The 23828-nt window shown below is 60.8% G+C and carries 18 protein-coding genes and 1 other RNA gene; 15 read left to right on the top strand and 4 right to left on the bottom strand.

Annotated features, from left to right (window positions below; all coding sequences use genetic code 11):
• Positions 1 to 136 precede the first annotated feature (136 nt).
• The 4 genes from IEV40_RS06150 to trxA all read right to left on the bottom strand — a co-directional run bounded on the left by IEV40_RS06150 (position 137) and on the right by trxA (position 4352).
• Positions 137 to 1867, bottom strand: a complete 1731-nt coding sequence (locus tag IEV40_RS06150) for an ArnT family glycosyltransferase (RefSeq protein ID WP_188420134.1) — start codon at positions 1865 to 1867, stop codon at positions 137 to 139.
• 224 nt (positions 1868 to 2091) lie between these two features.
• Positions 2092 to 2355: a type B 50S ribosomal protein L31 gene (locus tag IEV40_RS06155; RefSeq protein ID WP_188420135.1), complete on the bottom strand. Its 264-nt coding sequence runs from the start codon at positions 2353 to 2355 to the stop codon at positions 2092 to 2094.
• Between the two features lie 281 nt (positions 2356 to 2636).
• The gene (gene rho / locus IEV40_RS06160) at positions 2637 to 3902 is read right to left on the bottom strand and encodes a transcription termination factor Rho (RefSeq protein WP_188420136.1); all 1266 of its coding nucleotides are present in this window, start codon (positions 3900 to 3902) and stop codon (positions 2637 to 2639) included.
• A gap of 123 nt (positions 3903 to 4025) precedes the next feature.
• Complete coding sequence (gene trxA, locus IEV40_RS06165) at positions 4026 to 4352, bottom strand: thioredoxin TrxA (RefSeq protein ID WP_188420137.1); 327 nt, start codon at positions 4350 to 4352, stop codon at positions 4026 to 4028.
• Positions 4353 to 4665: 313 nt separating this feature from the next.
• Between trxA and IEV40_RS06170 the strand changes: the two genes are divergently transcribed.
• The 15 genes from IEV40_RS06170 (at position 4666) to IEV40_RS06240 (ending at position 23822) form a co-directional block, all read left to right on the top strand.
• The gene (locus IEV40_RS06170) at positions 4666 to 7389 is read left to right on the top strand and encodes a PD-(D/E)XK nuclease family protein (RefSeq protein WP_188420138.1); all 2724 of its coding nucleotides are present in this window, start codon (positions 4666 to 4668) and stop codon (positions 7387 to 7389) included.
• A complete protein-coding gene (locus IEV40_RS06175; protein ID WP_188420139.1) occupies positions 7389 to 10694 on the top strand; it encodes a UvrD-helicase domain-containing protein in 3306 nt (1101 codons plus the stop codon). The genes IEV40_RS06170 and IEV40_RS06175 overlap by 1 nt, the downstream gene beginning before the upstream one ends.
• Positions 10695 to 10992: 298 nt before the next feature.
• The gene (locus IEV40_RS06180) at positions 10993 to 11208 is read left to right on the top strand and encodes a DUF904 domain-containing protein (protein ID WP_188420140.1); all 216 of its coding nucleotides are present in this window, start codon (positions 10993 to 10995) and stop codon (positions 11206 to 11208) included.
• Positions 11205 to 11516 carry a cell division protein ZapA gene (locus IEV40_RS06185; RefSeq protein ID WP_188420141.1) on the top strand — a complete coding sequence of 104 codons (312 nt, stop codon included), beginning with the start codon at positions 11205 to 11207 and terminating at the stop codon, positions 11514 to 11516. Before IEV40_RS06180 ends, IEV40_RS06185 begins: the two co-directional genes overlap by 4 nt.
• A 42-nt stretch (positions 11517 to 11558) precedes the next feature.
• Positions 11559 to 11737, top strand: a non-coding RNA gene (gene ssrS / locus IEV40_RS06190) — 6S RNA.
• Positions 11738 to 11919: 182 nt separating this feature from the next.
• Positions 11920 to 12381 carry an EVE domain-containing protein gene (locus tag IEV40_RS06195; protein WP_229723989.1) on the top strand — a complete coding sequence of 154 codons (462 nt, stop codon included), beginning with the start codon at positions 11920 to 11922 and terminating at the stop codon, positions 12379 to 12381.
• A 742-nt stretch (positions 12382 to 13123) separates the two neighbouring features.
• A complete protein-coding gene (gene epsL / locus IEV40_RS06200; RefSeq protein WP_188420142.1) occupies positions 13124 to 14311 on the top strand; it encodes an XrtB/PEP-CTERM-associated polysaccharide biosynthesis outer membrane protein EpsL in 1188 nt (395 codons plus the stop codon).
• Complete coding sequence (locus IEV40_RS06205; RefSeq protein ID WP_188420143.1) at positions 14301 to 15707, top strand: undecaprenyl-phosphate glucose phosphotransferase; 1407 nt, start codon at positions 14301 to 14303, stop codon at positions 15705 to 15707. Before epsL ends, IEV40_RS06205 begins: the two co-directional genes overlap by 11 nt.
• 78 nt (positions 15708 to 15785) lie before the next feature.
• A complete protein-coding gene (epsE, locus tag IEV40_RS06210) occupies positions 15786 to 16568 on the top strand; it encodes a polysaccharide export protein EpsE (RefSeq protein ID WP_229723990.1) in 783 nt (260 codons plus the stop codon).
• Between the two features lie 37 nt (positions 16569 to 16605).
• Entirely contained in the window at positions 16606 to 18036 is a 1431-nt protein-coding gene (gene epsF / locus IEV40_RS06215; RefSeq protein ID WP_188420145.1) for a chain length determinant protein EpsF, read from the top strand.
• A 49-nt stretch (positions 18037 to 18085) separates the two neighbouring features.
• A complete protein-coding gene (gene epsG, locus IEV40_RS06220) occupies positions 18086 to 18982 on the top strand; it encodes a chain length determinant protein tyrosine kinase EpsG (RefSeq protein WP_188420146.1) in 897 nt (298 codons plus the stop codon).
• A 13-nt stretch (positions 18983 to 18995) separates the two neighbouring features.
• Positions 18996 to 20063, top strand: coding sequence for a polysaccharide pyruvyl transferase family protein (locus tag IEV40_RS06225; RefSeq protein WP_188420147.1), 1068 nt, complete (start codon positions 18996 to 18998; stop codon positions 20061 to 20063).
• A 22-nt stretch (positions 20064 to 20085) separates the two neighbouring features.
• Positions 20086 to 21162 carry a glycosyltransferase family 2 protein gene (locus IEV40_RS06230; RefSeq protein WP_188420148.1) on the top strand — a complete coding sequence of 359 codons (1077 nt, stop codon included), beginning with the start codon at positions 20086 to 20088 and terminating at the stop codon, positions 21160 to 21162.
• A 105-nt stretch (positions 21163 to 21267) separates the two neighbouring features.
• The gene (locus IEV40_RS06235) at positions 21268 to 22818 is read left to right on the top strand and encodes an O-antigen ligase family protein (protein ID WP_229723991.1); all 1551 of its coding nucleotides are present in this window, start codon (positions 21268 to 21270) and stop codon (positions 22816 to 22818) included.
• On the top strand, positions 22815 to 23822 hold the full coding sequence (locus IEV40_RS06240) for an acyltransferase family protein (RefSeq protein ID WP_188420150.1): 1008 nt from the start codon (positions 22815 to 22817) through the stop codon (positions 23820 to 23822). Before IEV40_RS06235 ends, IEV40_RS06240 begins: the two co-directional genes overlap by 4 nt.
• The last annotated feature ends 6 nt before the right edge of the window (positions 23823 to 23828 follow it).

Consider the following 23828-nt stretch of genomic DNA (forward strand, 5'->3'; position numbering starts at 1 on the left):
CGTCAGGATACGGTTGAAGCTTGCTGCAAAAGAGAAGGAAGAATGCGTGTGCATGGGGCAAGTGTAGGCGATTGCGCGATATCGGGCAAACCACCCTGTCGTATTCAGGGTATTTACGCGAAGCGGCTGGCAGCGATCATGGCTCCGCCCTGTCGCCGTAGATGCGGCGATACAGGCGGAAGCGCTCGTCCTTGTCGGATGCACGGCGGCCCAGCCAGATCAGTTGCCATTGCTTGCCTTCGTAGGTTTTCACTTTCGGTGACTGGTTGCCGCGATGATGATCCTGCAGCAGCAGGTAATCGCAATTGCGTTCGTCGGGGCCGGCGAAGCGGATCTTGCCGAAGTAGGCGAAAGACGCGCGCTGCGACGATCCGACGTCGGTAGCGACGCAACGCTTGACCGACGGCAGTTGCGCAGAGATATCGTGCGCGACGGTTGCATAACTCTTGATGTAATTGCCCCATGGCAGCCATAGCGTCATCAGCAGCAGCCAGCACAGGATGATGCCGCCGGAGGACAACACGACGGCGCGCCACAGCACCGACGGCCGGCGCGATACACGCCAGTAGACGATCCAGATCCACGCAGCCGTCGCGGCGGCCGCGAACAGAAAGGTCAGCAGGCTGAATTCCGGTTTGAAGCCGGGTGCGATCTTGAAGGCATTCTGTGCCAGCTTGGCCGGCCAGCCGGTTTGCTTGGCGATCCAGCCGATCCAGATGAAGACGGCACAGGTCGTCAGCGTCATCACCGAGAACCAGTCAACGGCGTTGATCGCGCCGCGCTTCATCGTCGGCAGGCCGAAGGCGGCGAGCATTGCCAGCATCGGCAGCAACGGCAGCAGGAGAGTTTCCTCGCCTTTCGGATTCAGCAGCGCGAGCAGCAGCAGTACGGCAAAGTAGGTCAGCGGCAGCGTGATGTGCAGCGATTCGCGCTGGCGCCGCCATGCGTAGACCGCCCAGATCGCGAATGGCCAGGCAGGCCAGGCGAACCAGATCACGTTCTTGTAGAAGTACTGAAAGGTCGGCAGCGACGGCGTGCCGACCTGCGTGGTGTTCCATGCCATCCACGCCTCGAATGCCGGCATGCCGGTCGAGGAGAGCCAGGCCGCGATATACCAGCCGGCGGAAACCAGTGTCGCCAGCGGCAGCGCGACCAGGATCAATCGCAGCAGCACGCCGCGTTCGCGCACCGATGCCAGCGCCGCGACGCCTATCCACAAGGCCAGCGACGGCGTCCATCCGCGCGTCAGCGCCAGCAGGCCGAGCACGATGCCGAAGCCGGCCGCGCTGGCGATTGAGCGCGATTCGAACAGGCGCGCTGTCGTGTATAGCGAGAAGGCGATCAATGACACTTGCAGCGCTTCGGACGTCGTGCTGTGGCTGTGCACCAGCAGGCCGAGGCAGCCAAGATAGATCAGCAGCGCGCCGTCGGCCAGCGTGCGGCCGAAGTCGCGTGGCTCGGGCTGGCCGCCGAAAGCGAGCTTGTGCGGCTGCGCTTCGGAACGGCGGCCAAGCAGATAGGTGCCGTACCACACCGAAGCCGAGCCGAGCAGGAAAAAACAGATCGGCGCCATACGCGCCGCCATCGGTTCGCCGAGCAGCCAGCCGAACAGCTTGATGCACAGTGCACCCAGCCAGAAGGCGAGCGGACCTTCTTCCGTCATCGGCAGGCCGGCGACGTTCGGTGCCAGCCAGTCGGCCAGCGAGCCGTGCGCCATCGTCCACATGATGCCGAAGCCGGTGGCATCGTCGGGCTTCCAGGGATCGCGGCCGATCAGGCCGGGCAGGATGTACAGCAGGCACAGTGCGAACAGCGCCCAGCGCGGCAATGCAAGCGTGGCGGAGGCGGGGAGTCGGACTGGCTTCATGAAGGAATGCTGTTTTTTATGGTTCGGCGCTATTGTGCCGCAAAACGTCTGTGCTCAGTGCACGATCGGTAGTCGGTCTGTAGTGGAGCGATCGAGCAGGACAAGAAATCAGAGCAGAAAGTCAGGACAAAAAACCAGGATAAAAACCGGTGCAATAAGGCGAGACAATAAATCAGGACAATAAAAAAGGCAGCCGCAGCTGCCTTCTTTGATCCACGCGGGAATTACGACGTGGTGGTTTTCGAACCGACGGAACCGAACTTCTTGCGGAACTTGTCCACGCGGCCGGCGGTATCGACGATCTTGTGCTTGCCGGTATAGAACGGGTGCGATTCCGACGACACCTCGATCTTGATCAGCGGGTAGTCCTTGCCTTCGAAATTGATCGTTTCTTTGGTCTGGATCGTCGAACGGGTGATGAATTTGAAGTCGTTGGACATGTCTTGGAACACGACTTCGCGGTAATCCGGGTGAATGCCTTCTTTCATTTTCTGCCTCAATGGTTTGGTAGCCAATCGTCACTTCGTCGGCCTGTACTGCTTCGCGGCCCGATTGTCGATCACTTGCCTGGTTGGAAATAGCCCGAAATTATACAATGAAATCAGCAGCTTGCGGCAAGTCGGCGTATGTACGAAAACCGCATCTGCGTCGTATGTGTGCTGCAAACGTGACGCAAACGCGCCGGATTTACGCGAAACGATGTCGTTTCAGCATGAAAAAACGCCGTTCCGCGAGCGGCAACGGCGTTTTGACGATAGATGGGCGCAGATCAGGAGCTGCCGCGGCGCATCATGTCGAAGAATTCGGCATTGTTTTTCGTCGCCTTCATCTTGTCGAGGATGAATTCCATCGCCTCGATCTCGTCCATGTCGTACATCAGCTTGCGCAGCACCCAGATCTTCTGCAACTGGTCCGGCTTGATCAGCAGTTCTTCACGACGCGTGCCGGATTTGCTCAAATTGATCGCCGGGTAGACGCGCTTCTCGGCCAGGCGGCGTTCCAGATGCACTTCCATGTTGCCGGTACCCTTGAATTCCTCGTAGATCACATCGTCCATGCGGCTGCCGGTTTCGATCAGCGCGGTGGCAATGATGGTGAGCGAGCCGCCTTCCTCGACATTACGCGCGGCGCCGAAGAAGCGCTTCGGACGTTGCAGCGCGTTGGCGTCGACACCGCCGGTCAGCACCTTGCCGGAGGCCGGGATCACCGTGTTGTACGCACGTGCCAGACGCGTGATCGAATCCAGCAGGATCACGACGTCTTTTTTCATTTCGACCAGGCGCTTGGCTTTTTCCAGCACCATCTCGGCGACCTGTACGTGGCGTGTCGCCGGTTCGTCGAAGGTGGAAGCGACGACTTCGCCGCGCACCGAACGCTGCATTTCGGTCACTTCTTCCGGACGTTCGTCGATCAGCAGCACGATCATGACGGCTTCCGGATGGTTGGTCGTGATCGCATGCGCGATGTGTTGCAGCATCACGGATTTACCGGATTTTGGCGACGCCACCAGCAGGCCGCGCTGGCCTTTGCCGATCGGCGCGATCAGGTCGATGATGCGGCCGGTGATGTTTTCCTCGCCGCGCATATCGCGTTCGAGTTGCAGCAGTTTGTTCGGATGCAGCGGCGTCAGGTTTTCGAACAGGATGCGGTGCTTGGATGCTTCCGGCGCTTCGCCGTTGACCTTGTCGACCTTGACCAGTGCAAAGTAGCGCTCGCCGTCCTTCGGCGTGCGGACTTCACCCTCGATCGAATCGCCGGTGTGCAGGTTGAAGCGGCGGATCTGCGACGGCGAGATGTAGATGTCGTCGGTCGATGCCATGTAGCTGGCATCAGGCGAACGCAGGAAGCCGAAACCGTCCGGCAGCACTTCAAGTGCGCCGTCTCCGAAAATCTGTTCGCCGCCTTTGGCGCGTTTTTTCAGGATGGCGAACATCAGTTCCTGTTTGCGCATGCGCGCGGCGTTGTCGATGTCGAGGCTGATAGCCATGTCGAGCAGTGCGGAGACGTGTAACGCCTTGAGTTCAGATAAATGCATGGTCGGGCTTCCCGGACGGGAAATTAAATAAGGTGGGGGAGGGAACTGCGCGGTGTGCGTTGTTGCTGCTTTTACGAATCACAGCGATGCGAGCGCATCGCTGTGTACTTGGACCAAACTATATCAGATGTTGCCGTCGATGAAAGCGGTCAGTTGGCCTTTTGCCAGTGCGCCGACCTTCTGTGCTGCCGGAGCGCCATTCTTGAACAGGATCAGCGTCGGAATGCCGCGGATGCCGAACTTGGCCGGAATGGCCTGGTTGGCGTCGACGTCCATCTTGGCGATCTGTATCTTGCCGGCGTATTCCTTGGCGACATCTTCCAGGATCGGTGCAATCATTTTGCACGGACCGCACCATTCGGCCCAGAAATCGACCAGGACGGGTTTGTCGGATTTCAATACGTCGGTATCAAAGGACGCATCGCTGATATGTTTGATGTTTTCGCTCATGTTTGCCTCGATTTGAGGAGAAAAGAAATGAAACGACGCCGCAGCAACAACATTCCTGTCGCTTGTCTGTAACGCCTCCGGATACTCAAATGGAGACGATGCAATTCAATTCAAGTTCCTGGGGGACGACAGCAGGTAATAAGGCGGGGTCTGCGCAGATCATAACCCATTTTATAAAAAGTGTGGCACGGCCCAGAAAATTTGCGGCGGCCTCGCATAGAATGCAGAACTTGCCTGCCGCGGCTGTCCTTTTGCTTGTCTTTTGCCCATTCCGGACCTGAACGCGATTCAACTGCCCGCTCACCGACTGCCGATGCCATTCACCGCCGTCACGATTCCGCCATCCGCCGCCTTCTGGGACGATGCTGCGCGCCGCATACTGGGCAGCGGACATGTGCACGATACATCGGATCTGTCAGGCCTGCGTGTGCTGGTGCCGACGTTCGAACACCTGCAATTGCTGAAGCAGGCACTGGCGCGCCGCATCGGCCGCGCCTTCGTGCCGCCGACGATCACGACGCTGTCGGCAGCGCTCGGCTTGCTGCCGCCTGCCGGCACATCGGCTGTCGCATCCAGCGAACGGCTGATGGCGTTGTATGCGCAACTGCGCCAGCATGGCTGGCTGAAAAAATTGTTCGCCGCGCGCCGCAATACCGATCTGCTGCCGCTGGCGGAAACGTTGCTGACGTTGTCCGACGAGTTGACGCAGGCGATGCTGCCGTCAATGCAGACACAAACGGGCGACGATGAAGAAGCTGACAGGCGCTGGCAGCAGGCGCTCGAACAATTGTCGCCGGTGGCACGCCATTTACTATCGGATGAAACGCAATTGGTCTGGACCATCTGGAAAAGCCAGCTGGATATCGGCGATGCGAACGTGGTGCGCTTCGCGCAGATGATGCAACTGGCGGAACATGCGTGCCAGCCGTTGTTCTGGATCAGTCCGGTCGAGCCGGATGCGATCGAGCGGGCCTTCCTCGATGCCTATGCACAGCGGCAAACGGTCATTGCGATGACGCTGGATTGGAATATGTCATGCGTCGATCCCGTCTATGCGAGGGCATGGCCAGAGATGCTGGCAGTGGCGGAAGACGATGTGCCGGCCGACGTCATGTCCGGCAATGGAATCGGCATCGAGGTCGACGATCAAGCCTTGACTGTGCCGCCGGGATTCGCGCTGTATGCGGCGCAGCACCTGGAAGACGAAGCGCGCGCCGGCGCACAGACCATCATCGACTGGCTGTCGCAGGGAAAAGAACGCATCGCCATCGTCGCGCAGGATCGCGTCGTCGCGCGCCGTATCCGTGCATTGCTGGAACGCGCGCAGATCCACGTCGCCGATGAAACTGGCTGGAAACTTTCGACCACACGCGCCGCTGCCGCGATCGCCGCGTGGCTGGAACTGGTTGCTTCGCGCGCGGAAACGGTCAACCTGCTCGACTTCCTCAAATCGCCTTTCGTCTTCGCAGGCATTGCGGAAAAAGCCGACCTCGTGATGGCGGCAGAGATCGCGCTGCATCGCGACAACGTGCTGAGCGGATGGGATGCGGCCGATGCCGCGCTCGCCGCCGTGCCCGATGCGCAGCGCATGGTCGCCATGCTGGCACAGCAGGCGGTGCAGTTTGCTGGCCGCAAATCGCTGTGCGCATGGCTGGGCGTCACCGATGCGGCATTGCGCGCGCTCGGCATGCGCGACGCAATGCAGGCCGATGCAGCCGGCGCACAGGTGATGCAGCTGCTGCAGGCCATTGCCGACGAATGCGAAAACATCGATCACGATTTTTCGTTCGCCGAATGGCGCGCCTTCGTCGATCTGCAACTGGAAGCGACGGCTTTCGTACAGCCGAACCGCGATCGCCGAGTCGTCATGCTGCCGCTGAACGGCGCGCGCCTGCGCCATTTCGATGCGGTGCTGCTGGTCGGCGCCGATGCCGATCACCTGCCGTCGCGTCCGGTCGAAACGCTGTTCTTTGCCAATGCGGTGCGGCGCGAACTGGGCCTGGCCACGCGCGAGAGCCGGCAGCGCCAGCAATTGCGCGACGTCACCGAACTGCTGATGGCGAACGACTGTGTCGTCATGTCGTGGCAGATGCATCGCAACGGCGAGCCGAATCCGATGAGTCCGTGGCTGGAACGGTTGGAGCTGACACTGGCGCAGGCCGGTGCTGCGCCGTTGAAGAAGCATGAGGTCACGATCGCATCGCGCACGATGACGGCGGCGCCGCCGTTCATGCCGGCGCCGCAGGCTGCTGCGTTGCGACCGTCGAAACTGTCGGCCAGTGCGTACAACAGTCTGGTTGCCTGTCCGTATCAATTCTTCGCCACGCGCATGCTGGGCCTGTCCGGTCTCGACGAACTGTCGGAGATGCCAGCGAAGCGCGACTACGGCGACTGGCTGCACCGCATCCTGGCGCAATTCCATCAGGCAGTGCAGCAGCGCACGGTTCCCGCCGATGAACGCGCATCCCTGCTGGACGACATTTCCGAACGCGTGTTCCGCGACGAATTGCGGAAAAGCGCAGCCGCGCTCGGCTATTACGCGCGCTGGAAGAAGACGATGCCGGCCTATCTGGCATGGGTGGAAGAACGCGAGGCGGCCGGCTGGCGTTTCGTATTCGGCGAGCAGCGTTTCGAAAAACTGCTGCAATGGGATGACGGTGAAATCCTGCTGCATGGCCGTATCGATCGTGTCGATGAAAATGCCGACGGCGCGCGCGGCGTGCTCGACTACAAGAGCACGAACCGCGCGGCATTGTCGGAAAGACTGAAGCAGGGCGAAGACCAGCAGTTGCCGTTCTACGGCCTGCTGTCGGACGTGCCGCTGGAAGCTGCAGCCTACGTGCCGCTGGAAGCGACGAAGGAACGCATACGCGAAGCGGACGCCGACGATTATGCGCGCTGGCAGCAAATGCTGGAGCAGCGCATCGTCGGCAGCATGCGCGGCATCGACGAAGGTGCACCATTGCCGGCGAGCGGGCCGGAATCGGTCTGCCGCTATTGCGACGTGCGCGGCTTGTGCCGCAAGGGGGCGTGGTGATGAACGAACAGCAGGCTGCACCACGCGCCTATGAGATCGACGGCGAAGCGGCCGACGCCGCGCGCTTCGTCGTCACCGCCTGCGATCCGGCGCGTTCGGTCGTGGTCGAGGCCTGCGCCGGCAGCGGCAAGACCTGGCTGCTGGTGGCGCGCATCCTGCGCCTGCTGCTGGCGGGCGCCGAGCCGTCGTCGGTGTTGGCAATCACGTTCACGCGCAAGGCTGCGCAAGAAATGCACGAGCGTTTGCTGCTGTTGCTGCAGCAACTGGCGCTGGCCTCGGAAGAAGAAGCCGCAACGCTGCTGCGCGAACGCGGCGTGTCGGAACGCGAACTGGCGGCGGCGCTGCCGCAGGCGCGCGCGCTGTACGACCGCGTATTGCGCAGCGCGCAGCCGCTGTCGATCGATACCTTCCACAGCTGGTTCATGCGCCTGATACAGATCGCACCGCTGGCGTCCGGCGTGCCGCACGGCTACGCATTGACGGAATCGACCGGCGAACTGATGACGGAAGCTTACGGCCGCTTCATGCAGGCGATTAATCAGCCGGAGAACGCCGCATGGCGCGCGGCGCTGCTGGCACTGTACGAACAGGTCGGCGATGCGCGCGCGCGCAATCTGCTCGACGCCTTCGTCGGTAAACGCGCCGAATGGTGGGCGGCGACGCAGCGCGGCGGTAATCCGCTTGACTGGTTGCGCGCATGCTGCGGCGACGATGCCGAGCGCGATGCGCGGCTGTCGGTGTGGAGCGATGACGCGTTGCGCGAACGCATCCTGCGCATCGCATCGCTGCTTGGGCAGGGCACCGCGACCAACCAGAAGCGCGCGACGGCGATCGAAACGGCGATCAGCGCCGGCGCCGGCATCGAGCAGTACGATGCGCTGCTGACGCAGTTCGTCGATGACAACGGCAAGCCGCGCGGCAACAGCGCCGCCAAGGGAAAGCTGTGCGATGTCGTGTTGCGCAATCTGGGCGACGACGGTGTACCGGCGTTCGAGGCGGAATTCGAAGCGATCGGCGTCACGCTGAAACACATTGCGCTGCGCGCCAGCGAATGCCTGGTGATCGCGTTGAACGAAGCGCTGTTCACCGTCGGTGCCGCCTATCTGGATATCTATCAGGCGGTGAAGGCCGAACAGCGCGTCTTCGATTTCGCCGATCTTGAATGGCAGGCGTGGCGGCTGCTGGCCGACAGTGAACACGCGGCCTATCTGCAGAGCCGGCTCGATGCGCGCTACCGCCACGTGCTGCTCGACGAATTCCAGGATACCAATCCGTTGCAATGGCAGATCGTGCAGGCGTGGCTGCGCGCCTACGGCGACGATGTGGCGCGGCCGTCGATGTTCGTCGTCGGCGATCCCAAGCAGTCGATCTACCGTTTCCGCCGCGCCGAACCGCGCGTATTCGCCGCCGCGCGCGATGCATTGATGCAGGACGGCGCGGCCTTCCTGCGCACTAACCAGACGCGCCGCAATGCTGCCGCCATCGTCGAAACGCTCAACGACAGCCTGGCCGCCAATCCGCTGTACCGGCCGCAGACCACGCTGGCCGGCGACGACGGTGAAGTCTGGCGTCTGCCGCTGGCACAGCAGGAACGCACCGAAAAGACGGCGTGGACGCCGGAACAGCTGCGCGATCCGCTGACCACTGCGCGCGACGAGGAAGAAGACGCGCGCCGACTGCAGGAAGGCCGCGCCGTCGCACAGGCGTTGCTGGCAGCGAAGGAAAAGCTGGATGCCGACTGGTCCGACGTGATGCTGCTGGTCAGGAAGCGCACGCATCTGCAGGCGTACGAGCGCGCGTTGCGCGAAGCAGGCATTCCGTTCGCTTCCGACAAGCGCGGCGGCCTGCTCGATTCGCTGGAAGTGGCCGACCTGATCGCGCTGCTGACTTTTCTCATTACGCCGCACGACGATCTGGCGCTGGCGCATGTATTGAAGTCGCCGATGATGGGCGCGCATGACGACGACCTGATCGCGCTCGCGCAGCGCAGTGAGCGGACGTGGTGGACGCGTCTGCAGCATCGCGCGGCGGAAGACGATGCGTCGCCACTCCTGCGTCGTGCCTCCTCGCTGCTGCGCGGCTGGCTGGATGTCGCCGCGCATCTGCCGGTGCACGATCTGGTCGATCGCATTCTGCACCAGGGCGATGTCGTCGCGCGTTATGCGCAAGGCTCGTCGCCGCTGCAGCGCGGACAGGTGCTAGGCAACATCGAAGCCTTCACCGAACTGGCGCTGAATCTGGATGCCGGCCGTTATCCTAGCCTGCCGAAATTCATCGACGCCTTGCGGCGCCTGCGCAAGGCGGCCGACAGCGACGCGCCCGACGAAGCCGATATCGATGCCGCGCTGAACGCGGTGCGTATCCTGACGATACACGGCGCGAAAGGGCTGGAAGCGCGGATCGTCGTGTTGCTCGACGCCAACCACAGCGAAGGTGCGCGCGACGATTTCGGCGTGCTGTGCGAATGGAAGGATACCGACGCGCCCACGCATTTCTCCGCTTTTGCGCGCAAGGCCGAGCGCGGCGTCGCGCGCGATTCCCTGTTCTCGGAAGAAGAGCAGCTGAAGACGCAGGAAGACTGGAACCTGCTGTACGTGGCAGCGACGCGCGCGCGCGATCTGCTGATCGTCAGCGGCGTGGCCGATCGGCGCAGCGCCGCAGCCGACGGCATGACGGCAGACAGCTGGTATGCGCGCTTCGCACAGGTGCTGCTATGGACTCTACCGATAGAGCAGATGCCGGAAGATGCACCAGTACATGCGACGGCATCGGTATCGACGGACGCCGAATTTTCCCTGCCGCTGTTCGATCCGCCGCCACTGCCGTTCCTGGAGGACGCGCCGCCGGTTTTCTCCAGCAAGGAAATCGACGAAGGCATCGCGCTGCATGCACTGCTGGAACGGTTGACGCATGTGCCGTCATGGCCGGTTGCGCTGCACGCGCCGGAGATCGTGGCGAAATGGCTGCGCTGTCCACGCCAGACGGCGGACGTCATCTGTATACAGGCGCAGGCGATTTTCGATAATCCGGAACTGATGCGTTTCTTCGATCCGTCGCGGCATCGCTTCGCGCGCAACGAAATGGAAATTGTCGATGCCGCCGGCACCGTGCGTTTCGATCGACTCGTCATGTTCGACGACGAAACATGGATACTCGATTACAAGCGCAGACTGCTGGATAGCGAGCGCGCCGATTATGCGGCGCAGCTGGCACGCTATCGCGCGGTGGCGCAGAACGTATTTCCGTCGATGGCGATTCGCACCGCGCTGATCACTGCGGATGGTCGACTGATCGAGATGGCGTGATCGAAACGGGAGATGCGTCTTCCGTTCGAGGAAAGGTATCCATTCAGGAATATGCGCGTGCGTTGTATCGCGATAAGGCGCGCAGGGAGAATGCTTGCGAGATGCCAGTTGATACCGATTGCCGGCGAGCGAAACGATGCAAAACATTTATCGGATCGCGATGGATTGCGGCGTTAGCCGTGAAATAAGCGAAATACTATGCACCTGATGTTGTGCCATTGTTATTTGTGTGTGCGGCACGCGGTTATCATGTAACGATTGGTTGACTGCCCTTCACCGGCGAATCTATAGTGACGAGATGATTTCCGACTTTCAAGAACTTTCCGAAAAAATCAGCCAGCTGGCTGCAATGACCCAGGCGCTACGTAGCGAAAATGCCGAATTGCGGATGCGCGCGGTATCGCTCGAGGCGGAAAATACCGAACTGGCGCATCGCATGCAGCAGGCGCATGATCGTGTCGCTGCATTGCTGGAAAAGATTCCGGCGCCTGCACAGGATGAGGAGCCCGCATGATCCAGCTTGACGTGACCATCATGGGGCAAAGCTACAAACTCGCCTGCAAGGAGGGCGAGGAAGACGTGCTGCGCGAAGCCGTCTCGTATCTGGACGAAAAGATGACGGTGATTCGCGATGCCGGCAAGATCAAGGGCACCGATCGCATCGCCGTGATGGCAGCGCTGGGCGTGACGGCGGAATTGCTTTCGACCAAATCGCCGGACGGTCCGCTGTCGGGCATGTCGATTGTCGAGGTCAGGCAGAAAATCGCTGCCATGCATACCGTACTCGACAGCGCGCTGGCGCCGCAGGAAAACCTGTTCTGATCGAAACCGCTTTTCCTGCGCAGACGATTGGAGTAAACTCCGAACTCCCTGCAGTGTTCGCCATTGCCTTAAAATCCTTGAACCATTTCTGTGCACCGGCTGCGGAAATTTGTTCGACGGGCGAGAGCGTCGCTAGTTCGATGAACCCGAAGTTGGACTAACTGTGGCCACCTGAACCTTATGGTTCGGGATACCGGCAAAGCGGCACAGGCGGGGACTTACATATAAACGGTCGCATGTTTTTGCATGCGGCCGTTTTCTTTTGTCTTGCGTAGCGGATTGGTGATTACGTGCTGCGTCCACGCGTCTGTATAAAATACGGCGGTGGGATGTGCGCCGGCTAACCTGCGGTGGCGACGTCTCTTCCCGTTTCTGTCGCTGTAATTGGAGATATGGAGGCTGTGTGCGTTACTGGCTGATGAAATCCGAGCCTGACGAAGTCAGCATCGACGATGCGCTCGCGGCCCCGAGGCAGACGGTGGCGTGGACCGGCGTGCGCAACTATCAGGCGCGTAACTTCATGCGCGATGCGATGCAGGTCGGCGACGGTGTGCTGTTCTATCACTCCAGTTGTCCCGAGCCGGGCATTGCCGGCTTGGCGGAGGTGGTCAGCACCTCGTATCCGGACGAAACGCAATTCGATCCGAAAAGTCCGTACTACGATCCGAAAGCCACACGCGAGACGCCGCGCTGGATGCTGGTCGACGTGCGTGCAACGAAGAAGACGCGGCTGGTATCGCTGGCCGAGTTGCGCGCCGCACCGGAACTGGCGGGCATGCAGGTGCTGCAGCGCGGCAATCGCCTGTCGATCACGCCGGTTTCTCCTGCCGAGTGGAAATTCATTTGCAAGAAGCTGATCGGATAATCGATCTTGCTCGATCCGATATTGCGCACATATCGATATGCATGGCGGACATAAGATGCTGTTCGACATGCGCAATATTTCTCCGGCGTGACATGGGTTACATCTGCTAACAATCTTTTTCTCATTGGGAAAAAGGAAGAATTTCCTTTGTTTCTCCTGTGCGCCATCGATGTGATATCGATGTGCAATTCCGTGTCGCGATAGTGCACGCCGTGTCTTCCTTCCATTTCATTTTGATGACGAATGCCTGTTCTTTGCAGAGAGAACGCGGCCGTTCGCCGATCGCGCTGCCTTAAATTTGAGCAGGCGTTTTGCATCTTTTACGTGCACCGCATGTAAAAGGGCGCATTGCTTCTTTCGTCTGATCAAGCTTGCTTCTGTCATTTCCGTTCCGGATAGAAACAGCTCGGACGCTTTCTTCACATCCGCGCTTCTGCGAGCGTGGAACTAATCGAATGTTGTTCTTCTCTTAACGTCGCTTCGCAACGAATGCGGAATGTCGCGTGTGATGTACGGGAATTTTTCCGTGATGCATCGCACATGTTTTCATGCCGGCACAAACAGTGCCGGTACGCAATGACAGGGGATCGGAGAGAACAATGCAATCGATTTCAATATGCCGCGTCCAGAGAAAAACGCAGAGAGACGCACAAGGCGAAACAAAAACAGACACGCATAAGCCGTCGTACAGGATCGGTATCGTGTCTCATCCTTCTTCCTTGTTGCGTTGATGCGGATGAGCATGCCGTTCACATATTTCCGCCGAAAGGCGACGAGCAGTCCGCAGATCCTGCTGCTGGCAGCCGGTGCGTTGGCCTGTACGCCAGCGTTTGCTGCCGAAGGGGACGTCTTCACGCCTTACGCTTCCTATGGCATCTATTACGACGCCAACCTGCTGCGCAACCCCGATTACCTCGGGCGTGACTCGGATCGCTGGCAGCGCGCGGCAGTCGGCATCAAGATGGACAAGGACATCGGGCGTCAGGAGCTGACGGCCGATCTGTCGGCCAATCATTCGGATTACGACCGCTTCACGCAGTTCGACAACACCGGCAAGGAACTGCAGGCGAACTGGAAGTGGGCCTACGGCAACTACTTCAGCGGCAATCTCGGCACCAGCTATTCCGAAGCGCTGACGCCGATCGAGGATTTCCGCAGCCTGGAGCCGAACATCCGCACGCAGACGAAAAACTATGCCGACGTCTCGTGGCTCATTCATCCGAGCTGGCAGCTGAACGCCGGCTACAGCCGTTACGACCTGCGCTACGACCTCGAATCGCAGCAGCCGTCGGAACGCAATCTGGATATCACTGATCTGGGTTTCGATTATCTGGCACGCAGCGGCAACAAGGTCGGCATCGTGTTTCGCCATATCGACGGCGAATATCCGTATGCGACGATCAACAGCTATGAGCAGAACGAGGTCAAGGCCAAGGTGGACTGGCAGATTTCCGGCAAGACCTGGCTGCAGTTCCTCGGCGGCTGGGCCAAGCGTGAATACAACAACAGCCCGCAGCGAGATTCCAGTGAGCCGAGCGCACGCCTGACGGCGTACTGGAAAGCGACCGGCAAGACGGCCTTCTCGCTGGGCGCGTGGCGCGAAATCGGCGCCACCGACGATCTCGCCGCCAACTATGCGCTGAACCAGGGCGTCAGCCTGGGCGCGACCTGGGATGCGACGGAGAAGATCAGCGTGGATGGCCTGCTGATGACCGAGAAACGCGACTACAACGGCGTCTCGGTAGTGGAAGGCATTGCGCCGCTGGACCGCAACGACCGCTATCACAACGCCGTGCTCGGCATGACCTACAAGCCGACGCGGCACTGGCGCATCCGCGCTTCCGTCTATCGCGCAAGGCTGGGTTCCAACATTGCGTCGGAAGCCTATACGACAAACGGCATCTTGCTGAATACGCGCTATGAATTCTGACATCGGACAAATCAAGTATCCGCCGGATATTCCAGCCCGCAGCTTTCATCGCCGGCTGTTCGATCCGCTGCTGGCGATCGGCCTGCTGTACGTGACGGTCTTCGTATCGGGCAATGTGTTTACCGGCAACCATGTGGTGCTGTCCATTCTGGTGTTCTTCATCAGCTCGACCGTGTTCGGCTGGCTGGATCCGTGGCGTGAAGCGCCGCAGGCCAATTTCCTGACACTGGCGCGTTCCATCGCGCTGGCCTGGTTGGCGGTGGTGCTGGCGTTGCTGTTCTTCGGCTATGCGGCGGGTTTGTCGTCGCTGTTCGTGCGACATGAAACGCAGTTCTGGCTGGTCGCAACGCCGGCCTTCCTGCTGTTCGCGCAGATCGTGCTGCAGAAAGCCGGCATGGGTTTGAGTCGTGCATCGGTCCGTTCGGTGGTGCTGGTCGGCGTCAACGACCTGAGCGTCAAGCTGGCCGAGCGTGTCGACGACAATCCCGATCTGCGCATGGAAATCAGCGGTTTTTTCGACGACCGCGAACCGTCGCGCCAGCCGGAAGACAAGCGCGTGCCGCTGCTGGGCCGCATGTCCGACATTCCGACCTATGTGCGCGCCAACAATATCAACACCGTCTTCATCAGCCAGCCGATTTCGGCGCAACCGCGCATCCGTACGCTGCTGAACGAGTTGCAGGATACGACGGCCTCGATCTACTTTTTGCCGGACATCTATGCCTTCGATCTGATCCAGGCACGCTTCGACAGCGTGGCCGGCCTGCCGGCGGTGGCGATCTGCGAATCGCCGTTCACCGGGTTCAACGGCATGGTCAAGCGCGCCAGCGACATCGTGCTGGCATCGATCATTCTGCTGATGCTGCTGCCGATCCTGCTGGCGATCTCGATTGCGATCAAGGCGACTTCGCCCGGGCCGGTGATCTTCCGCCAGCGTCGTTACGGTCTCGATGGCGAGGAAATCATCGTCTACAAATTCCGCTCGATGACGGTCTGCGAAGACGGCGCCACCGTCGTGCAGGCCAAGAAGAACGATCAGCGCATCACGCGTATCGGCGGCATTCTGCGCCGCACGTCACTGGACGAACTGCCGCAGTTTTTCAACGTGTTGCAGGGACGCATGAGCATCGTCGGCCCGCGTCCGCACGCGGTTGCGCACAACGAGCTGTATCGCAAGCAGATCAAGGGTTACATGCTGCGCCACAAGGTGCGTCCCGGCATCACCGGCTGGGCGCAGGTCAACGGCTATCGCGGCGAGACCGACACGCTGGACAAGATGGAAGCGCGCATCGCCTATGACCTCGATTACCTGCGCCGCTGGTCGCTGGCGCTCGACATGCTGATCATCGCGCGCACCGTCAAGGTCGTGCTGGCGCGTGACGGCAACGCTTACTGATCAATGCCTGATGAGATTCAAGATTCGAGAGGAGAAATGTCTGCAATGGAATATGTACTGAAAAAAAACAGGATCCTGATGTTGTCCTTGCTGCTGTTCTGCTGCGCATTGCTGCAGGCAAACGCGCAAACCGCGACGACCGATGTGCCGCTCGGACCGGGCGATGTCGTCAAGATCAGTGTGTTCGGCAACAACGATCTGTCGCTGGAAACGCGCATCAGCGAGGCCGGCACCATTACGTTCCCGCTGATCGGCGAAGTGAAAGTCGGCGGCATGTCCACCGGCCAGGCGGAACACAGGATCGCCGACATGCTCGAAAAAGGCGGCTTCATACGCAATCCGCAGGTCAGCATGATGGTCAGCGAAATGCAGAGCCAGCAGGTTTCGGTGCTGGGGCAAGTCAACAAGCCGGGGCGCTATCCGGTCGACGGCAAGCGCAGCCTGACCGACGTGCTGGCCCTGGCCGGCGGCATGACGCCGGATGCCGGCGACAACATCGTGCTGATGCGCACGCGCGACGGCAAGACCACCAAGGAAACCATCGATCTGGAAAAGATGATGGGCTCCTCCGATCCGAACAGCAATCCGCAGATGATGGCAGGCGATTCGCTGTATGTGGAACGTGCGCCGCATTTTTATATCTACGGTGAAGTGCAGAAACCGGGCTCCTACAAGCTGGAACGCAACATGATCGTGTTGCAGGCACTGTCCGCCGGCGGCGGCCTGAGTCCGCGCGGCACCGAACGCGGCATCCGCATCAAGCGGCGCGATGCAAAAGGTGAATTGCACGAGATCGAAGTCAACCATGACGATCTGGTCAAGGCGGGCGACATCGTTTATGTCAAGGAAAGCCTGTTTTAAATGAAGTACAGAAAAGCATAGTCAAAGGAAGTAACTCATGACGCTCACTCAGATCCTGCTCGCACTACGCGCACGGTATCGCATCATCCTGCTGCTGCTGGTGCTGACGGTTTCGGCCGCCTTCGTCGTCAGCCTCGTGATGTCGAAAACCTACAAGGCGACGACCTCGCTGGTGCTCAACAGCAAGGGTATCGATCCCGTCACCGGCACCAATGTGCCGACGCAACTGATGCCGGGCTATCTGCCGACGCAGGTCGACATCGTCAGCAGCAAGGCGGTGGCACTGCAGGTCGTGCGCGACCTGAAGCTGGCCGAGAATCCCGCCGTACGCGAACGCTTCGAGCGTAGCGACCACGGCAACACGACGATACAGGACTGGCTGGCCGACGGCCTGCGCGCCAACCTGAAGGTGGAGCCCGCGCGAGAAAGCAGCGTGCTCAACATCACCTTCACCGGCGACGACGCGCAATACGTGGCCGCCGTGGCGAATGCCTTCGCTTCCGCCTACCAGCAGGTCACCGTGCAGCTGAAGGTGGCGCCGGCGCAGAAGGCGACCGAATATTTCCATGCGCAGATCCAGCAATTGCGCGACAGTTTCGAAGCGGCGCAGAACAAGCTGTCGGCCTACCAGAAGCAGCACAACATCTTCAGCAGCAACGACCAGCTCGACGTCGAAACGTCGCGCATGAACGAGTTGTCCAGCCAGCTGGTAACGGCGCAGGCGCTGGCGATGGAGGCATCGTCGCGCCAGAAGCAGGTCAGGAGCAGTGCCGCCAATTCGCCGGACGTGCTGAACAATCCGCTGATCCAGTCGCTGAAATCGCGCATGGCGGAAGCCGAAGCGAAGTTCGCCGACGTCTCCGCACGCCTGGGCAGCAACCATCCGCAATACATCGCCGCCAAGTCCGAACTGGATGAGGTGCGTGCCAGCCTGAACCGCCAGATCGGCCTCGCCTCGCAAGGCATCGTCAGCAATGCACGCATCCAGCAGCAGCGTGTGACGGAACTGCGTGCCGCACTGGATGCGCAGAAAGCCAAGGTCATGCAATTGAACGGCGCGCGCGACGAAATGAACGTGTTGACCAACGAGATGGAGAGCGCGAAGAAAGCGTATGAAACCGCGTCGCAGCGCCTGACGCAGACCAGCCTCGAAGGCCAGTCCACGCAATCGGACATCGCTGTGCTGACGGCCGCCACCGCGCCGTTGCATCCATCTTCGCCGCGCCTGTTGCTGAACCTGCTGGTGGCTGTCGTGGTCGGCTTGATTCTCGGTATTGTCGGCGCGATCGCGATGGAATTGCTGGATCACCGCGTGCGTTCCAGCGACGACCTGACGCGCCTGTTCGGCCTGCCGCTGATCGGCGTCATCGAAAAGCCGAAAGCCGTCGGCAGCGTGCGCCGTCCGCGCGATCCGCCGCGGCTCGGTCCGCCAGGCTCAGGCTTTGGCCGGCCGCCGGCACCGGCCTGACGCTCTTCCGATTTCGCCACCGAGAAACACCGTTTTGGGAAAACAGCACATGAGATTATCGAACCAGATTCAGGATGCGGCCAAGCTGCGTTACCAGGAAGCGCCGCGGCTGACGACCGACCAGATCGGCCGCATCCTGATGGACAACGGGCGTCTGACGCACGAAGAAACCGAACGCATCCTGGAAGAGCAGCGCATCAGCCGCCAGCGCTTCGGCGACGCCGGCATCGCGCTGGGATTGCTGACGCCGACCGATATCGAGTTCGCGCTGTCGAACCAGTTTTCCTATCCCTATTTGCTGCGCGGGCAGAGCACGGTCAGCGAAGAGCTGGTCGCCGCCTACGATCCCTTCAACAAGGAAGTCGAATCGCTGCGCGCGCTGCGCAGCCAGCTGGTGATGCGCTGGTTCAGTACCGGCGAGCGCCGTTCGGCACTGGCGATCACCAGCGCCGAAGCCGGCGACGGCCGCAGCTACATCGCCGCCAATCTTGCCGTGCTGTTCTCGCAGCTTGGCCAGCGCACCTTGCTGATCGATGCCGACATGCGCAATCCGCGCCAGCACCAGTTGTTCGGCGTCGACAACCGCAGCGGCCTGTCATCGATCCTTGCCGGGCGCGGCAGCGTGGACGATGTGCAGCGTGTGACGTCGATGATCGACCTGTCCATCCTGCCGGCCGGCGCCACGCCGCCGAATCCGCAGGAATTGCTGGGTCGCCGTGCGTTCCCGCAGATGCTGGCCGATTACACCGGCGAATACGATGTGATCCTGATCGACACGCCTCCCGACAGCGAATATGCGGACGGCCAAATCGCCGCCATGCGTGCCGGCGCGGCAATGGTGGTGGCGCGCCGACACGCCAGTCATACCGGTGCCGTCGGCAACCTGGTCGATTCGATGAAGTATGCGGGCGTGATGGTGGTCGGTGCCGTCCTCAACGATTACTGACGGGACGACAGGCATGGAATACAGCGGAAATCATGTGGAACTGTGCAATGCGCTGATGGAGCGGCATGCGGTACTGGCTGCCCTGATCGGCGATGCGCCTTTTCATTACGTGGACATTCCGACGCACGGCAACGTCGGCGATCTGCTGATCATGCACGGCACGCTGGCCTTCTTCCGCAAGCAGGGATTGCAGCCGAAGACGATCGCACCGCACGATGCCTTCGATACGCGCTGGGTCGCGCCGGGTGACGTCGTCGTCTTCCACGGCGGCGGCAATTTCGGCGATCTGTATCCGTGCTTCCAGCAACTGCGCGAACGCGTGGTGCAGTCCTGCAAGGACAACCGCATCGTCATCCTGCCGCAGTCGCTGCATTTCTCGTCGGACGAAACGATGCTGCGTTCGGCGCACATCTTCCGCCAGCATGGCGACGTGCACCTGTGCGTGCGCGATCGCGCATCACTACAGACGGCAGCACTGTTTACCGACAATGTGCTGCTGCTGCCGGACATGGCGCACCAGTTGTATCCGCTGCAGGCGCCGCAGGCTGCGTACATGCGGCCGGGCGCGTTGCGCATCAGCCGTATCGACGACGAAGCCGGCGAGACCGGCGACATCGCCGGTGCACCGCATATCGACATGCTGACCGACTGGCCGCAGTTCGTCGGCCGCCGCGAGCGTCGTATCGAATTGTTTCGCCGTGCCTACGGCGCGTTCTTCCGCCGCGGCATGGGCCGCTGGGCGAATCGTGTGCTGTCGCCGATGTGGATCGGCTATTCGAATCGCCTGATCGCCGATGCGGCGAAGCTGTTCGCACGCCACCATCTGATCGTCACCGATCGCCTGCACGGCCACATCCTGGCCTGCCTGCTGGATCGCAACAGCATCGTGCTCGACAACAGCTACGGGAAAAATTCCCGTTACGTGCAGGCATGGACGCGCCCGAGCGAACTGGTGGTGCTGAACGGCGAACAGAACGATGAACAAGGAAACGCAGGTGGAAATGAAGCGTCGGGCATATCGAACGCCTATCGCAATCATGCCGCCGGCATTGCAACGGCTGCCATCTCGGCAGCCATCTGATTTTGATGAAAAGGAGCGCAACTTGGCGACGATAGACGTGCTGCTGCCTGTAAAGAACGGCATCGATTTCCTGGCGCAGTCGCTCGACAGCATCTGCGCGCAGACTTTCAAGGACTGGCGTCTGCTGATCCTCGATCACGGCTCCACCGACGGTACGCTGGAGATGGCGGAGGATTACTGTCGCCGCGATCCACGTATCGAAGTGCACAGTTTCCCTGAAGCGAAAGGGCTGGCCGGCCTGCTGAACTGCGGGCTGGACATCGCCGATTGCAAATACGTGATGCGCCACGACGCCGACGACGTCTGCTTCGTCGATCGCATGGAGCTGCAGCTGGCCGCGTTTCGCCGCCAGCCGGAATGCGTTGCCATCAGCGGCCAGTCGGAAGTGATCGACGGCCAGGGCCGCATCGGCGGCGCGATCAAGATGCCGATCGGTCGTCATCGCGTGGCTGCCGCCGCCTTCTTCCGCAATCCGATCACGCATCCGGCATCGATGCTGGATTTCGAGGCGGTACAGAAGATGGGTGTGCGCTACGGCGCCGATTTCCTGAACGTGCTGCCGCCGGAGCGCAGCATGCGCGTCGATGCGCTTGCCGAGGATTACTTCATGTTCGGCCAGCTGGCGATCCTCGGCAAATGCACGAACGTGCCTTCACAGTTGATCCAGTATCGCTGGCACGGCAGCAATGTCAGCGCGACAAAATTCACGGAACAGGTCGAGGTGTCGCTGGCGATCTCGCGCCATCTGGTGCGTTCGTTCTGCACGATGTACGATCTGCCGTATTTCGATCCGGCGCCGTTCTGCAATCACGGCGGCATCCTGTTCGACATCGACGGCCAGACCGATTTCGACGATGCGTTCGAACGCATGGCACAGACCCTGCGACGCGGCTTCGGCCCGTCGGACGAACTGGAACGCGAACTGACATTCCGCAAGGCCGCTTCCACGCGCCGCCACGCGAACCTGCTGTGGCGCTACTTCCGCTTTCAGTCGCGCCATGCGCCGGAGACGGGCGAGTGGAATGCGGTTCGCTCATGGCTGGTCCGTCATATTCCCGGCAAGCCGCGCATGCGCGTCAGTGGAGAGCTGACGGCATGACGATGCGTTTCCAGTCCGATGCAACGCATTGCGTGATGCATTGCGCGCTGTATTGCGTAATGCATGGCAAAACGCATGGCGCGGCGCATGCGGAGGAAAGCCGCCGTGTTCGCTGATCGCACAATCGAAGACGGTGCATTGCGTTCACGCTGGCTGCCGCAGGAATCGAATGCGCATACGCTGATCGGCATCATCGTGCTGGCGGTGCTGGCCGGCATCGTCGTGCCGTTCTATGCCGATGCGATGGATTACCGTTTCGCGCGGCTGCTGGCGTTGCCTGCATTCCTGGTGTTCGGTTTTCTGCTACTGTTCAACCGGCTGTTCCTGCTGGGCCTGATCATCGTGTTCCGCTCGGCCGGCGACATCGTACTGGATACCACGCGCTTTTCGCTCGGCGGTTACGAAACCGGCGTCGGCGGCCTGATCAACCTGTGCGTGATCTTGCTGGCCTGCATGCTGGTAATCGAGAAACCGTCGCGCCTGCCGAAGAAGATGGTGATGGCGTGGCTGCCCTTCCTGCTGGTGGCGGCTTTCGGCGTTGCGCTTGCGCCGTCGAAGGGCGATGCGATCCGTACTTATCTGACGTTGCTGTCGTACTTCGCGATGTTCGTCGCCGCATTCTATTTTGTGCAGTCGCCGCTGGACTTCCGCAAGTGCGTGAAGCTGGTGTTGTGGTCGTCGGCGATCCCGGCGCTGTATGCACCGGTCGACGTGCTGCTGCATGCCGGCGCCGGCGGGGCGGAAGGATTCCGCCTGCAATCGACGTTTACGCATCCGAACATCATGGCGTTCTACCTGACGCTGATTATCTCGCTGACGCTGTTCACGCTGAAGGACAAGGTCTTGCGTCCGAGCGGGGCCGGCCGTGTCGGCCTGACGCTGTACATGATCTACCTGTTCGTTCTGCTGGTGCTGACACAGACGCGCAGCGCATGGATCGCCTGCCTGCTGCTGTTCGTTTTCTATGCGCTGCTGTTCGAGCGGCGCTACCTGATCTATCTGCTGGCGTTGCCGGTGGTGGCGCTGCTGGTGCCTGAGATTCGCGATCGTCTGGTCGACCTGGGCAGCGGCAACGAAGCGGTCGGCTACGCGAAGCTGAATTCGTTTGCATGGCGGCTGCAGATCTGGGAAAGCGGCCTGCAATGGATGCAGCCGATGCGCTACCTGTTCGGTTACGGCATCGACGGCTTCCGCGTGTATTCGCCGATCTTCTTCGAGGCGGCCAACAAGATCAACTGGGGTGCGCACAACGTCTATGTGCAATGGTTCTTCGATGCGGGTGCAATCGGCCTGGTGGCCTATCTGTGGCTGTACGCCCGTACTGCTTTTTTCATTCGCCAGCTGGCGCGGCGGGATAAGCTGGCCGCCTTCATCGCGATCGCGATCGTGATCGTCTATCTGGTGGTTTCTTCGTCGGACAATATGTTCGGCTACCTGGTCTTCAACTGGTATTTCTGGTTCACGGTCGGCGCTGCCTGCGCACTGGCGGCCGGTGTGCAGACGAAGCGGGCAACGCAGGCCACGCGCGAAAAATCGGAAGACGGGCCGCCTGCACGCACGCCGCCTGGCGATGTGCGTGGCGATGTACATGGTGAGCAAGGCGAGGGGCGTACAAAACTGCGCCGCCATCAGCTGCGCGCGGCGGGGCGGCCATGAGCAGCGCACTGCCACGACTGGAGATGCTCGACGGCTGGCGCGGCATCAGCATCCTGTGCGTGCTGGCTGCGCACCTGCTGCCGATGGGGCCGAAATCGCTGCACGGCAATGCGATGTTCGGCCTGCTCGGCATGTCGCTGTTTTTCACGCTGTCCGGTTTCCTGATCACGTCGTTCCTGCTGAAGAATCCGTCGGTCATCGATTTCCTGCTGCGGCGTTTTTTTCGCATCATTCCGCTGGCGTGGCTGTATCTGGCAATTGCGTTGACGATGGCGGGCGCCACGCCCGACGGCTGGCTTGCGCACTATCTGTTCTATGCGAACCTGCCGCCGCAGAAGCTGGTATTGCTGACCGAGCATATCTGGAGCCTGTGTCTGGAGATGCAGTTCTACGTCGGCATTGCGCTGATGTTTGCGATCTTCGGTGTGCGCAGCCTGTTGTTCCTGCCGCTGATCGGTTTTGCCTTCACGATGCTGCGCGTGGCCGACGGCGTTCTTGCGTCCAGCGTCAGCTATTACCGCATCGACGAAATCCTCGCTGGCTGCGCATTGGCGCTGATCTATCACCAGCGTTTTCACGCCAGCATTCTCGAATGGCTGAGAAAGGCGCCGCAATGGCTGCTGTTGCTGCTGCTGCTGGTGTCATGCCATGAATTTGGCGGTCCGATGAACTACTTCCGGCCGTATCTGGCGGCGATGCTGATCGGCGCCACTGTCGTCAATCCCGATCATCGACTGGCGCGCCTGCTCGATAACCGCATCCTCGTCTACCTGGCGACCGTGTCCTATGCGCTGTACGTGATCCATCCGATGCTGGCCTACGGCACCTGGCTGGGCAGCGGCGACACCATCGTCAAGTACCTGAAACGTCCGCTGCTTTTCATCGTGCTGTTCCTGCTGGCGCATGTGTCGACGTTCTATTACGAGCGCTGGTGGAATGCCGGCGGCAGGATGCTGGCGAAGAAGTTCAGCATGAATGCAAAAACCGATACAAACACTGCCTGAGGAGAT

Origin of the sequence: Oxalicibacterium solurbis (genome assembly GCF_014635845.1) — a bacterium.
Taxonomy (GTDB): domain Bacteria; phylum Pseudomonadota; class Gammaproteobacteria; order Burkholderiales; family Burkholderiaceae_D; genus Oxalicibacterium; species Oxalicibacterium solurbis.